The sequence below is a fragment of the Sulfitobacter sp. TBRI5 genome (assembly GCF_051013555.1).
Classification (GTDB): Bacteria; Pseudomonadota; Alphaproteobacteria; order Rhodobacterales; family Rhodobacteraceae; genus JL08.
On sequence record NZ_CP112884.1, the window covers coordinates 3,352,870 to 3,366,170 of the forward strand.

Annotated in this window: 13 protein-coding genes; 5 read left to right on the top strand and 8 right to left on the bottom strand. The window is 60.0% G+C overall.

What is annotated here, in order from left to right; genetic code table 11:
• The first annotated feature begins 226 nt into the window (after positions 1–226).
• The 3 genes from trmFO to gluQRS are packed head-to-tail and all read left to right on the top strand — an operon-like array spanning position 227 to position 3,058.
• On the top strand, positions 227–1,582 hold the full coding sequence (trmFO, locus tag OLX72_RS16810) for a methylenetetrahydrofolate--tRNA-(uracil(54)-C(5))-methyltransferase (FADH(2)-oxidizing) TrmFO (RefSeq protein WP_433989154.1): 1,356 nt from the start codon (positions 227–229) through the stop codon (positions 1,580–1,582).
• 22 nt (positions 1,583–1,604) lie between these two features.
• On the top strand, positions 1,605–2,219 hold the full coding sequence (locus OLX72_RS16815; RefSeq protein WP_433989155.1) for a class I SAM-dependent DNA methyltransferase: 615 nt from the start codon (positions 1,605–1,607) through the stop codon (positions 2,217–2,219).
• Positions 2,216–3,058: a tRNA glutamyl-Q(34) synthetase GluQRS gene (gene gluQRS / locus OLX72_RS16820; protein ID WP_114870053.1), complete on the top strand. Its 843-nt coding sequence runs from the start codon at positions 2,216–2,218 to the stop codon at positions 3,056–3,058. Before OLX72_RS16815 ends, gluQRS begins: the two co-directional genes overlap by 4 nt.
• 30 nt (positions 3,059–3,088) lie before the next feature.
• On the opposite strand, the gene hisI is transcribed toward gluQRS, so the two are convergent.
• Positions 3,089–3,460: a phosphoribosyl-AMP cyclohydrolase gene (gene hisI, locus OLX72_RS16825; protein ID WP_114870052.1), complete on the bottom strand. Its 372-nt coding sequence runs from the start codon at positions 3,458–3,460 to the stop codon at positions 3,089–3,091.
• A gap of 68 nt (positions 3,461–3,528) precedes the next feature.
• Between hisI and OLX72_RS16830 the strand changes: the two genes are divergently transcribed.
• Complete coding sequence (locus OLX72_RS16830; RefSeq protein WP_114870051.1) at positions 3,529–3,981, top strand: iron-sulfur cluster assembly scaffold protein; 453 nt, start codon at positions 3,529–3,531, stop codon at positions 3,979–3,981.
• A 186-nt stretch (positions 3,982–4,167) separates the two neighbouring features.
• Here the strand turns inward: OLX72_RS16830 and OLX72_RS16835 are convergent, their stop codons facing one another.
• From OLX72_RS16835 to OLX72_RS16855, 5 genes are all read right to left on the bottom strand, one after another.
• Positions 4,168–4,290 carry a hypothetical protein gene (locus OLX72_RS16835; protein ID WP_302622792.1) on the bottom strand — a complete coding sequence of 41 codons (123 nt, stop codon included), beginning with the start codon at positions 4,288–4,290 and terminating at the stop codon, positions 4,168–4,170.
• 118 nt (positions 4,291–4,408) lie between these two features.
• Positions 4,409–6,499 carry an ATP-dependent DNA helicase RecG gene (gene recG, locus OLX72_RS16840; protein WP_433989156.1) on the bottom strand — a complete coding sequence of 697 codons (2,091 nt, stop codon included), beginning with the start codon at positions 6,497–6,499 and terminating at the stop codon, positions 4,409–4,411.
• A complete protein-coding gene (ligA, locus tag OLX72_RS16845; RefSeq protein WP_433989157.1) occupies positions 6,496–8,616 on the bottom strand; it encodes an NAD-dependent DNA ligase LigA in 2,121 nt (706 codons plus the stop codon). Before ligA ends, recG begins: the two co-directional genes overlap by 4 nt.
• A gap of 229 nt (positions 8,617–8,845) precedes the next feature.
• On the bottom strand, positions 8,846–9,562 hold the full coding sequence (gene ctrA / locus OLX72_RS16850) for a response regulator transcription factor CtrA (RefSeq protein ID WP_433989158.1): 717 nt from the start codon (positions 9,560–9,562) through the stop codon (positions 8,846–8,848).
• A 131-nt stretch (positions 9,563–9,693) separates the two neighbouring features.
• Positions 9,694–9,972 (bottom strand): DUF1153 domain-containing protein, encoded by a 279-nt coding sequence (locus OLX72_RS16855; protein ID WP_433989159.1) that lies wholly within the window; start codon positions 9,970–9,972, stop codon positions 9,694–9,696.
• Positions 9,973–10,118: 146 nt separating this feature from the next.
• Between OLX72_RS16855 and mnmA the strand changes: the two genes are divergently transcribed.
• The gene (mnmA, locus tag OLX72_RS16860; RefSeq protein WP_114870046.1) at positions 10,119–11,264 is read left to right on the top strand and encodes a tRNA 2-thiouridine(34) synthase MnmA; all 1,146 of its coding nucleotides are present in this window, start codon (positions 10,119–10,121) and stop codon (positions 11,262–11,264) included.
• Positions 11,265–11,355: 91 nt separating this feature from the next.
• Here the strand turns inward: mnmA and lpxB are convergent, their stop codons facing one another.
• Positions 11,356–12,513 (bottom strand): lipid-A-disaccharide synthase, encoded by a 1,158-nt coding sequence (lpxB, locus tag OLX72_RS16865; protein WP_433990476.1) that lies wholly within the window; start codon positions 12,511–12,513, stop codon positions 11,356–11,358.
• Positions 12,513–13,301 carry an LpxI family protein gene (locus tag OLX72_RS16870; protein WP_114870045.1) on the bottom strand — a complete coding sequence of 263 codons (789 nt, stop codon included), beginning with the start codon at positions 13,299–13,301 and terminating at the stop codon, positions 12,513–12,515. Before OLX72_RS16870 ends, lpxB begins: the two co-directional genes overlap by 1 nt.

Sequence of the window (13,301 nt, forward strand, 5' to 3'; positions counted from 1 at the left end):
TCCACTTTTTCCCTTTCGAAAGCGGCACAAATGGGGCAAGAGTGATTCCAAGACATAGCGTCTGATACGCTTTTGGGTCGCCGCCGGCGGAAGGTCCCTCCAGATCAGTCTCTCTAACTGATCATGACATTCCCGCAGCGGCGACCCCAAAACATCCCCGCAAAACCAACCCGCAGACCCCACAGGGCCGTTGCGCTTGGCCGTGCCCTGCCCTACATCCCACAGCATGACCGAAACACTTCATATCGTTGGCGGCGGCATGGCCGGGGCCGAAGCCGCATGGCAGGCGGCCCAGTCGGGCGTGCCCGTGCTTATCCACGAAATGCGCCCCAAGGTGGAAACCTTTGCCCACAAGACAGGCCATCTTGCGGAAATGGTCTGTTCCAACTCATTCCGCTCGGATGATGATACACAGAATGCCGTTGGGTTGCTGCACTGGGAAATGCGCGCGGCCAACGGGATCATCATGGCGATGGCCGACAAACACAAACTGCCCGCGGGCGGCGCACTGGCGGTTGATCGCGATCCGTTTGCCGAATCGGTGACAGCGGCCTTGCTGGCGCATCCCAACATTTCGGTCGCCTATGGCGAAATCACCGAATTGCCAAAGGACGGACATTGGATCATTGCCACCGGCCCGCTTACGTCGGGCGCCTTGGGGCAGGCCATTCAGGCCGAAACCGGGGCCGAGGCGTTGGCGTTTTTTGATGCCATCGCGCCGATCCTGTATCACGATTCGATCGATATGACGCGCGCCTGGATGCAATCGCGTTATGACAAGGGCGACACCGAAGAAGAGCGCACCGCCTACCTGAATTGTCCGATGGACAAGGATCAGTACGAGGCATTTATCGATGCGCTGCTGGCCGCAGACAAAACCGAATTTCACGAGGGCGAAACCGTCGGATATTTTGACGGCTGCCTGCCGATCGAGGTGATGGCCGAACGCGGGCGCGAAACGTTGCGCTTTGGCCCGATGAAACCGGTGGGTCTGACCAATCCGCATGCCCCGGATGTCAAACCCTATGCCGTGGTGCAGCTGCGCCGCGATAATGTATTGGGAACGCTTTATAACATCGTCGGATTTCAGACAAAAATGAAATACGGCGCCCAGACCGAGGTGTTGCGCATGATCCCCGGTCTGGAACAGGCCAGCTTTGCCCGTTTGGGTGGCATCCATCGCAATACGTTTCTGAATTCGCCGACCCTGCTGGATCAGCAGATGCGGCTGCGCAGCCAGCCCCATATCCGTTTTGCCGGCCAGATCACCGGTGTCGAAGGCTATGTGGAAAGCGCTGCCATGGGCCTTTTGGCCGGGCGTCTGGCTGCGGGCGACATTCTGGGCAAACCGCTCGCACCGCCGCCGCCCACAACGGCCATCGGGGCGCTGATCACCCACATCACGGGCGGCGCAGAGGCAAAGACCTTTCAGCCGATGAATGTGAATTTCGGCCTTTTCCCTCCTGTGGATGGCCTCAAATCAGGGCGGCGCGGCCGCAAGGACCGGTATCAGGCCTATACAGATCGCGCAAAAGGCGATTTCCAGGCTTGGCTGCAAAGTGCCGTGCTGGACGCCGCCTAGTCTTTTGCCCTAGCATCGGATCATGACAGACGGTTTCTTAAGCAAGGCCTACGGCACCCGCGAAGCAGACGGTGTGCGCCGTCTATATGATGACTGGGCCGCAACCTACGAGGCTGAAATCAGCGAAAACGGCTATGCCACGCCGGGGCGTTGCGCTGCGGCACTGGCGCAATACGTCACCGACAAGGCGGCCCCTGTTCTGGATTTCGGGTGCGGAACCGGCCTGTCAGGGCTTGCGCTGAAACTGGCCGGGTTCGAAACGATTGATGGCGTCGATGTGTCCCCGGACATGCTGGACAGGGCGCGGGAAAAAAACATCTACCGCACGCTGACCGCCATAGACGCCGATGATGATCTGCCCGCTGCCCCCGGACAATACAATGCCATTGCAGCCATCGGGGTCATTGGCGCAAGCGCGGCCCCTGCCTCGTCGATTGATGATATCATGCACGCCCTGGACCCGGGCGGCTTTTTCGTGCTGTCCCTGAACGATCACGCCCTTGCCGATCGGATATACGAAGCCAAGCTGTGCGAATGGATCGATTGCGGCGCCGCGCATCTTCTGTTCAGGGAAAACGGCCCGCATTTGCCCGGGATCAACATGAACGCAAACGTATACGTGATTGAAAAAGCGTGAGTTTCACCACAAGATTTGCGCCCAGTCCAACCGGGCCGCTGCATCTGGGGCATGCCTATTCCGCGTGTCTGGCATATGACATGGCGCAGGTCCATCAGGGGCGGTTTCTGTTGCGGATCGAAGATACAGATACAGCGCGCGCCCGCCCCGAATGGGAGGCGCTGATTTACGACGATCTGGCCTGGCTTGGCCTTGACTGGGAAATGCCGGTGTTGCGCCAGTCTGACAATCTGCCCCGCTATGATGCGGCGCTGGAGGTGCTGGAGTCACGCGGATTACTTTATCCGTGCTCTTGTTCGCGCGCCGATATCCGCGCCGCGCTGTCTGCCCCGCAAGAGGGCGATCCCGCACCGGTGGCCTACCCCGGCACTTGTCGGGCCCGCCCCATGTCCTCGCGCAGGGCAAGCGACGCGCTGCGCCTTGATGTGGCCCGCGCGCTCGAGGTGATCAAGGGCGCGCCCCTTGTCTTTCGGGAAACCGGTGCAAAACATGCTGGTCTGCATAATGTGAACACTGTTCACCTGACGGCGCAGACCGGCGATATCGTGATCGGGCGCAAGGATATCGGAACCGTATCTTATGTGTTTTCGGCGGTTGTGGATGATGCAGATCAGGGCATCACCCACGTGATCCGGGGCGAGGACCTTTTTGAGACCACGTTTGTGCAGGTCTTGCTTCAAGCCTTGCTGGGCTTGCCCACACCTGTCTATCACCATCACCGTCTGATCCGCGATACAGACGGAAAGCGCCTGGCCAAACGGGACGATGCGCGCGCCATTTCGAAATACCGCGCCGAAGGCATTCGCCCGCAGGATATTCGCGCCCGGGTCGGGCTGTGACTGCCCTGCCCTTCATCTTTTCAAAAATACTTAATCCGGCCCCTGCCCCATGGGTGCCATCAGTTCGGTTTCACCTTCTGTGCCGACAGATGTGTAAAAACAACTGCGCCTGTTGGTGTGACAGGCGGCACCGGTCTGGCGTATGATCAGCAGCAGGCAATCGCGGTCGCAATCCACGCGCATGTCTACCAGATCCTGAACATGCCCGCTGGTTTCGCCCTTGATCCAGAACGCGCTGCGCGAGCGTGACCAGTAAGTGACGCGGCCGGTGTCCAGTGTGCGCTGCACGGCCTCTGCGTTCATCCATGCCATCATCAGCACCTCGCCGGTGGTTTCCTCTTGCGCAATCGCGGGTATCAGACCGGCAGCATTATAGCTCAGCGTGGCGGGGTCGAATGTCATGATGGGAAAACCTTTTGCATCTGCGCCTGTGAAGATTATGTATGCATTAGGACCAAAAAGGGAAAGACATGAGCGGCAATACCGATCTGATCAAGCTGTATTCCGGGCGCATTCTGGCGCTTGCGGCAGATATTCCGCATCTGGATCGTCTGGACGCCCCTGACGCGACCGTTAAGCGGCGCGCGCCCCTGTGCGGATCAACCGTTACGGTCGATGTGCGGGTGCAGGACGGGCGCGTGGCTGATTTCGGACAGGATGTAAAGGCGTGCGCGCTGGGTCAGGCGGCGGCGTCTGTGGTGGGTGGTGCGATTGTCGGCTGTACCCGCGCCCAGATTGAAACGGCACGGGATCAGCTGAGCGCGATGCTGAAATCCGGTGGCCCGGTGCCAGATGCTCCGTTTGACGGGCTTGCGGTTCTGGAACCTGCACGGGATTACAAGAACCGCCACGCCTCCATCCTTTTGGCGCTTGAAGCAAGCGTCGAGGCAGTGAGCAAGGCAGAACAGGCCCACTGCGCCTGATTGACATCACAAGGAACCAAAAAAAACCGCCGCGCGTTCTTTGAACGGCGGCGGCAGGTTTGTGGGTTTCGCGTGGGACCCGGACGTTTCCAGATCAGGACTTGGGACAGGCAGTGTCAGTCAATCAGCATATAAGTTGGGACAGGATGCAGGAAGGCCGGCGCGAAACGCACGAGGCAGAAAAAATCAGGCAAATACAGGCATATGTAGGCCGACAACCAGCATCACAGCCAAAGCCGCAACACCCACTGCATCCTGAACCAGCGTGTCCTGAGAGCGGAGAAGTACGGTTTTAATCTGGATGAACATGATATCAGCCCTTCATATCTGCTTTTGTTCCCTAAGTGTTCTCATCTAATTCACGATTTGTAAAGAACTTTTATAGAACATTTGTGAACTTAATGATATTTCATGGGGGATTAATCGCCTAACCGACTGATATCAAATGAATAGCCTGATCCTGTTCCATCAACCACAGCAGCGTGCGGGTGGCGCGTCCGCGATCCGATCCAAGGGCCGGATCCGCAACCAGCAGCGCGCGCGCGTCTGTTTGCGCCACCGCCATCAGCGCGGTTTGAGTTTCCAGATCGGCGATCCGGAACTTTGGCATGCCGCTTTGCGCGGTTCCGATCAGATCCCCCGCGCCGCGCATTTGCAGATCGGTTTCTGCGATCCGGAACCCGTCTTCGGTTTCGCGCAACACCTCAAGCCGCCTGCGTCCGCTGTCCGTCATCGGGGCCTGATACAACAGCAGACAGGTCGATGCGGCATCGCCCCGTCCGACCCGTCCGCGCAACTGGTGCAACTGCGCCAGCCCAAAGGTTTCGGCCCGTTCAATGACCATGATTGTGGCATTGGGCACGTTCACCCCCACTTCGATCACGGTTGTCGCCACCAGAACCTTGGTCTGGCCCACCTGAAATCGCGCCATTGCGGCATCTTTGTCGGCACTAGGCATTTGCCCGTGCACCAGCCCGACATGCGCATCCCCCAGAATAGCGCGCAGGCGCTTGAAGCGGTCTTCGGCCGCTGTGAGATCAACAGATTCGCTTTCGTCGACCAAGGGACAGACCCAATAACACTGGCGTCCTTCGGCAATCGCGGCCTGCAAACGGGCAATCACTTCGTCCATGCGTTCGGTGCTGACCAGCGCGGTTTTTATCGGCTGGCGCCCGGGCGGTTTTTCATCCAGCACGGACACGTTCATATCGCCATATTGCGCCAGCGACAGGCTGCGCGGGATCGGTGTGGCTGTCATCACAAGCACATCGGCCAGCAGGCCCTTGCGCCCCAGTTCCAGGCGTTGCCTTACCCCGAACCTGTGTTGTTCATCCACAATGGCCAACCGCAGATCATCAAATTCGACATCCTTCTGGAACACCGCATGGGTTCCGACCAATATCTGGATCTTGCCCTGTTTCAGTGCGGCCAGTTTGGCGCCGCGTTCCTTTCCTTTGTCGCGTGCGGTCAGAATTTCCAGCACGACGCCGGCGCTTTCGGCCAGCGGGCGCAACCCGTCCAGATGCTGGCGCGCCAGAATTTCCGTGGGGGCCATCATAACGCCCTGCCCGCCGGATTCGACCGCGATCAGCAGCGCCAGAAATGCCACCAGCGTTTTGCCCGACCCGACATCGCCCTGCAGCAACCGGTTCATCCGCAGCGGGGTTGCCATGTCTTCGGCAATGTCGCGCACCGCGCGGGTTTGTGCGCCCGTCGGTTCATAGGGCAATGCCGCCAGCACAGAAGATTGCAGCGTGCCGGTGCCCACACTGACGCGCCCCTTTGTCTTGCGTTCGCGCGCGCGCGCCAGCGCCAGCGTGACCTGATGCGCAAAGAATTCGTCATAGGCCAATCGCGCCCGCGCGGGATCGGACGGGCTATGCTCGTCCATGCGTTCGGGGCTGTGTGCCTTGGTGATGGCGGCCTGCCAGTCGGGCCAGTTTTCGCGCGCTTTCAACGCCGGATCGATCCATTCGGCCAGATCGGGGGCGCGGGCCAGCGTGGCGCGGGTGGCCTTGAACAGGGTTTTTTGCGTCACACCGGAGGTCAACGGATAAACCGGTTCCTGCGCCGGGATCTCGTCCGCGTCGGCCTCGTCCACGATGTGATCGGGGTGCACCATCTGCGCGATGCCATCAAACAGCTCGACCTTGCCCGACACCAGACGGCGCGCGCCGGTGGGCAACAGCTTTTGCAGGTAATCCCCGCGCGCGTGGAAATAGACCAGTTGAAATGATGTTTGCGCATCTTCCACCTGTATGCGGTAGGCGCCCGACCGGTTCGCCGGTTTGCGATGCGGACCGATGGTAACGGCAACCGTCAGGGTTTTGGGCAGATCGACGCCCTTGATCGTATCGCGGCGGCGCCGGTCAATCACGGCATAGGGCAAGGTGAACAACAGATCACGGGGCCGTGTCACGCCCATATGTTCCAAGTTCTGGGCGGTTTTCGGGCCAATGCCTTCCAGTGTTTCCAAACCGGAAAACAGCGGAAACAGGATTTCCGGCCGCCCGCTCATGCGCCGTTGATCAGGGCAATCCACCCGTCTTCGTCAATGGTTTCGATGCCCAGATCAGCAGCCTTTTGCGCTTTTGATCCGGCGCCGGGCCCTGCGACCACCAGATCGGTCTTGACGCTGACTGATCCGGATACTTTGGCCCCCATCGCTTCGGCGCGGGCCTTGGCCTCGGCGCGGGTCATTTTTTCCAGCGTGCCGGTGAACACCACGGTTTTACCGGCCACAGGGCTGCCATCTGTGTCCGGTCTGGCGGCGTCCGTGATATCAAGGTGCTGCACCAGTCGGTCGATGGATTGGCGTTCGCGGTCTTGGGCAAAGGCGGTGACCAGCGATGTCGCCATGACCGTGCCGATACCGTCGATCGCGATCAGATCGTCCCAGGCCGGGCCTTGGCAGTCACGCGCGCTGTCCAGTGCCGTAACCAGCGCATCCCATGATCCGTAATGGCGCGCCAGTGTATTTGATGCCGCTTCGCCCATGTGCCGGATACCCAGCGCAAACAGCAACCGGCCCAGCGGAATCTTTCGTTTTTCGTCGATCGCGTCGAACAGGTTCTCTGCCGATTTTTCGCCCCAGCCTTCGCGGTTCTTCAACTGCTGCATGCCGCTGCCAAACCGGTTTTTCAGCGTGAAAATATCCGCCGGTTCGCTGATCCAGCCATCGCGGTAAAACTGTTCTACCTGTTTGGCGCCCAAGCCTTCGATGTCAAAAGCGCCGCGCGATACAAAATGTTTGAGCTTTTCAACAGCCTGTGCCGGGCAGATCAGACCGCCGGTGCACCGGCGCACGGCGTCGCCTTCCTCTCGGATCGCGGCGCTGTCGCATTCGGGGCATGTGGTGGGAAAGGTGTAAGGCTGCGCAGTTTCGGGGCGCTTTTCCAGATCGACATCGGCGATCTTGGGAATGACATCGCCCGCGCGGTAGACCTGCACCCAGTCGCCGATGCGGATATCCTTGCCGTCACGGATCGGCGCGCCCTTTGCATCCCGTCCGGCGATGTAATCTTCGTTATGCAGGGTCGCGTTTGACACAACGACCCCGCCCACTGTCACCGGGGCCAGCCGCGCGACCGGGCTAAGCGCGCCGGTGCGTCCGACCTGAATGTCGATCGCCTCCAGACGTGTCCAGGCCAGTTCGGCCGGAAATTTATGCGCAATGGCCCAGCGTGGCGTGGTGGAGCGAAAGCCAAGGCGCGCCTGCAATGCCAGATCGTTGACCTTGTAAACCACTCCATCGATATCATAACCCAGCGTCGCGCGCTGGCGTTCGATGGTGCGGTAATGGTCCATCATCGCGTCCGGCCCGTCGCACAACTGGGTCAGGGGATTGGTGGCAAAGCCAAGGCTGGCCAGCTTTTCCAGCGCCTGCATCTGGGTTTGCCCCAACGGATCAGACACCTGCCCCCAGGCATAGGCAAAAAACCGCAGCGGACGGGCACGGGTGATGCGCGCATCCAGCTGGCGCAGCGATCCGGCGGCGGCGTTGCGCGGATTTGCAAACTGTTTGCCGCCGGTTTGTGCCTGCCGCGTATTCAGCGCGCTGAAATCGGCGTGGGACATGTAAACTTCGCCGCGCACCTCAAGGATGTCCGGGGCATTTTCCAGCGTTTCGGGAATGTCAGAAATGGTGCGGGCGTTTTCGGTGACGTTTTCGCCCACCGCGCCATCGCCGCGCGTGGCGGCCTGAACCAGTTTTCCCTGTTCATAGCGCAGGGACAGGGACAGACCATCGATCTTGGGTTCTGCCGTCATCGGCAGCGGTGCGGTTTCCCCAAGGCCCAGATATTTGCGGACGCGGGCATCGAAATCGACGATGTCATCGTCTTCGAACGCATTGGCCAATGACAGCATGCGTACCGTATGCGCGACCTTGGCAAAGCCTTCTGATGGCGCAGCGCCAATATGGTCGGACGGGCTGTCTGGTCTTTTCAGATCAGGAAACGCAGCCTCAAGCGCGGCGTTGCGCTGTTTGAGCGCGTCATATTCCGCGTCGGATATTTCGGGGTCGTCCGCGCCGTGATAGGCCTGATTGGCCGCAGCCAGCAGGGTGGACAGGCGCGCCAGTTCTGCGCGGACCTCGGCCTCTGTCAGGTCTGAAATATCTGCGTCTTGCGTCACCGCCCGCCTCCGGTTGCTGGCCCTGCCCAGTGATAGGCGGCACAGCGGTCGGGGTCCAGTATCTGTGTGTGGCTTCAGGGGTAAACAAAAGGTGCCATGCAGAACGGTATGAGGCGTTTAACAGGTTTTGTTCGCCTGTTGGTCCGGGCCTGTTGTCGTGAGTGGTGGGTGGCCCGGACCTGCCAGAAATGCTGCTTGAAGGCGTTTGGTATAGGGAGGTGCGGCGCGCTTACGCGCCGATCGCGATGCGGCGGTCTTGCATCTGTCCGGGTTCAGGATCGCGCAGCACGTATCCCCGCCCCCATACCGTTTCGATATAGTTGTCGCCCTCTGTCGCAACACTCAGCTTTTTGCGCAGTTTGCAGATGAAAACGTCGATGATCTTCAGTTCCGGTTCGTCCATGCCGCCATAAAGATGGTTCAGAAACATTTCCTTGGTCAGGGTCGTGCCCTTACGCAGGCTGAGCAGTTCCAGCATCTGGTATTCCTTGCCGGTCAGATGCACCGGTTTGTCATCGGCGCTGACTGTCTTGGCATCAAGATTGACGGCGATGCGGCCGGTATTGATGATCGATTGGGAATGCCCCTTGGAGCGGCGGATAATCGCATGGATGCGGGCCACCAGTTCTTCGCGGTGAAACGGTTTGGTCAGGTAATCATCCGCGCCAAACCCGAACCCCTTTATCTTGTTTTCGGTATCATCGGCGCCCGACAGGATCAGGATCGGGGTTTCGATGCGTGACAGGCGGATCTGGCGCAACACTTCGTGACCGTTCATATCCGGCAGGTTCAGGTCCAGCAGGATCAGATCGTAATCATAAAGTTTTGCCAGATCGATGCCTTCTTCGCCCAGATCGGTGGCATAGACATTTAGATTGGCATGGGTCAGCATCAGTTCGATACTTTTCGAGGTTGTGGGATCATCTTCAACCAACAGCACACGCATAATAAGTCTCCTGAACACGGGCGACCGGCCCGATTGCTTGAACCCGGTGATCGGGCCTTATGAATGCGGTTAACCGTGCCCAAGAAAGGTTAACTACAAGTTAGCATTGTGAAGAAACTACGGCATGCAATCTAGGGCTGTCTATACTTTTGCAAGGCAGTTGTTTTCAAAGCCGCTTCTCCGTGATCGCTGACGGCGTCAAGCCAGGCCTGAAACTCCTCACCCGAGATATCGTAAAGTTTCAATGCATCGTCGCGTGTAATCAGGCCGTAAACCACACCGCGCACCACCGCGGCCTTGCGCGAGGCGACCCAGCGGCGGGTCGCGGGTTCGGGCAGGTCGGCACGGGTCATGACCCGACCGTCCGGCAACGTGACCGCACGCGGGCCGTCTACTTTTTTGAGATACATGGTACACCTGCTTGCAATCCTGCGCGCAAGGTTGCACAGCGCAGGCTTAAGAAGCTGTGAAGCCCCTCTTTAAGAATAGCTTGGATTTACCTATATTTTCGTGCATTCGCCGCCTATAGAGGCCGCGACACCGACAGGAGACGCCGATGGCGCTGGATGAACATACGCAACTGAATTCGCTGGGATTTGCCAAGCCGCCTGCGGACACGCGGGTTGTGGTTGCCATGTCGGGGGGCGTGGACAGTTCGGTTGTGGCCGCTCAACTGGCCAGCGAAGGCTATGATGTGGTTGGCGTGACGCTGCAATTATACGATCACGGCGCGGCGCTGGCCAAGAAAGGCGCGTGTTGCGCGGGTCTGGATATTCACGACGCGCGGCGTGTGGCCGAAGACATGGGGTTTCCCCATTATGTGCTGGATTACGAAAACATCTTTAAGGATGCAGTGATTGATGAATTCGCCGACAGTTATCTGGCCGGCGCAACCCCTGTGCCCTGTATCCGCTGCAACGAACGGGTGAAATTCAAGGATCTGCTGGAAACGGCCAAGGATCTTGAGGCCGACTGCATGGCAACGGGCCACTACATCCAGCGCAAGATGGGTGTGCACGGGCCGGAACTGCATTCCGCCGAAGACGCCAACCGCGATCAAAGCTATTTCCTGTTTTCGACAACGCCTGATCAGTTGGAATACTTGCGCTTTCCGCTGGGCCATCTGCCGTCCAAGGACGCGACGCGCGCGCTGGCCTCGAAATTCGGGCTGGTCGTGGCTGACAAACCGGACAGTCAGGATATCTGTTTCGTGCCGAACGGGGATTACGCCTCGGTGATCGAAAAACTGCGCCCCGAAGCTGCCGATCCCGGTGACATCGTGGATACGAACGGCACGGTTCTGGGGCGTCACACCGGCGTAGTGCATTACACCATCGGCCAGCGACGCGGCCTGGGGATCGGCGGTCTGGAAGATCCGCTATACGTGGTGAAACTGGATGTCGAAAAGAAACACGTGATCGTCGGCCCTAAGGAAATGCTGGCCACCAGGACAATACCGGTGCGCGAGATCAACTGGCTGGGTGATGCCCCGCTGGACAGTCAGGTGGAATGGCACGTTTCGGTCAAGGTGCGTTCGACCCGCCCGCCCAGCGAAGCGATCATACGGCCGCTGTCAGCGACGACCGCGCAAGTGGAACTGCTGACGCCGGAACAGGGCGTGTCGCCGGGGCAGGCCTGTGTGTTCTATGAAACCGGCGGCAGCCGGATTTTCGGCGGCGGCTGGATCTGGCGCGGGGCCTAGCGTTTTGCGGCATCCGCTGCGCAATGGATATTTGAAAACAGAAGAAGATGGGCGCGCGGTCTGACAGATCGCAAGTGACGCGGGCCAAAGCCTAGGCCAGAAAATCCAGCACCGATTGTGCAGCGCGCAGGCCCGGATCAAGATCGTCGCGCCCAAGGCGCTGCATCGTGACCTCCATCTCCTGCTGTTGCGCATCGGGATGATCCAGGACCTGCAGTACCGCAGCTGAAATCAGATCGGGTTTGCAGCGTGGCCCCAGAAATTCGGGCACGACGCGTGTGTCCGAGACCAGATTGACCAGCGTGACCGTATCGACCTTGAGCATGCGGGCAATGATCTGGCGCGAGAACCAGTTCATATCGTAGGCAATCACCATCGGGGTTGCGACAGCGGCCAGTTCCAGAGATACGGTGCCCGATGCGGCCAGCGCAACGTCTGCGGCTGCAAAAGCGGCGCGTTTTTGCGACAGGGCCGTTTCTGGGGGTGCTGCGCGCGGATCAAGAAGGATGGGATCGCCGGGCCAGTGTGGAACGATATCCTGCAACAGGCCCGCCACCGGGGCCGCGGCGGGGACGACGATGCGCAGATCGGGTCGTTCCTTGATCATCTGCTGCACGGCGGAACGAAAGATCGGCGCCAGCCGCGTAACTTCGCCCCGGCGCGAGCCGGGCAGAACCAGAACAAAGGGCGCGCGCCCGATGCCGCTGCGGGTGCGAAAGGCGGCTGCCTCTTCCGCTGTGGCGACCGGTTCGGCGACGACCGGATGGCCGACAAAATCACAGTCCATGCCTGCCGCCTGCATCAGTGGCGGTTCGAACGGGAACAGGGCCAGCACATGATCGATCATTTCTGCCATTTTGGCTGCCCGTCCCGGTCGCCATGCCCAGACAGTGGGCGCGACATAGTGGACGGTCCGGATGCCGGGTGCGCCTGCCCGCACCCGGCGCGCGACGCGCAGGCAGAAATCGGGGCTGTCGATGGTGATCAGAACATCGGGCGCCGTGTCGATCACGGCGGCGGCTGTTTCGTTGATCCGGCGCATCAGGGCGCGGTATCTTGGCAGAACCTCGGCGATCCCCATGACGCTGAGTTCGGACATATCGAACCGGCTGACAAGGCCGCAGTCCTGCATCAGTGGCCCGCCAATGCCTTCAAACTGTACATCCCCGGCCAGCGTTTGCAGCCCTGTCATCAGGGCCGCGCCCAGTTTGTCGCCCGATGGTTCGCCGGCAACAATAAAGACACGCATCATGCACGAACCCAAAGGAACAGGCCGGCGGCATCGCAGGCCTTGATCACCGCGTCACGCTCAAGGATCATGACGCCGCCGGCCTCGACCACGATGCCACGTAATCCAGCATCCTGCACCGCGCGCACCGTGGATGGGCCGATAGTCGGCAGATCGGCGCGTCTGTCCTGTTCCGGTTTTGGAGCTTTGAACAAAAGACCGCCCTTCGGGTGCGCGGGGCGCTGAGCGAGCGATGCCAGCATCCAGTCTGTGCCAAACAGGGCTTCCACTGCAAGCGCCTGTCCTTGCGCAACAACACAGGCCTGCCCGATATCGACCTGTGCCATGGCTGACACGATTGCGGCGCCGCGGGCGGCATCGGTTTCATCCTGTGCACCGGGCTGCACCTGCCCCAGTATTCCCGCATCCGGCAACAGGGACGGTACGATCTCGTGCGCGGCGCGAATGCTAAAGCCGTGGTTTTCGAATATCCCCATCACCGCGCGCAGGGCACTGTCGTCGCCGCTTTGAATCGCGGCGTGCAAAACAGGCACCAGCGGCAGCGTTGCGGCATCAATCGCCGCCGGATCAATGACAGGGCGCGTTATGGCACCGGCAAAGCAGACTTCGTTAATGCCCTTGTCAGACATCGACGCCAGAAAGCTGCCCAGTGTTTCGATCCGGAACACCATATCCGGTGTCAGACCGTCAGGTTCAATCCCTTCAAGGGCGCAAATCAACGGCGGTTGATCCATGTGCGCCGCCAGAATGCCCGGCAGCATGCCCTGCCCCGCGATCAGTGCCAGCAT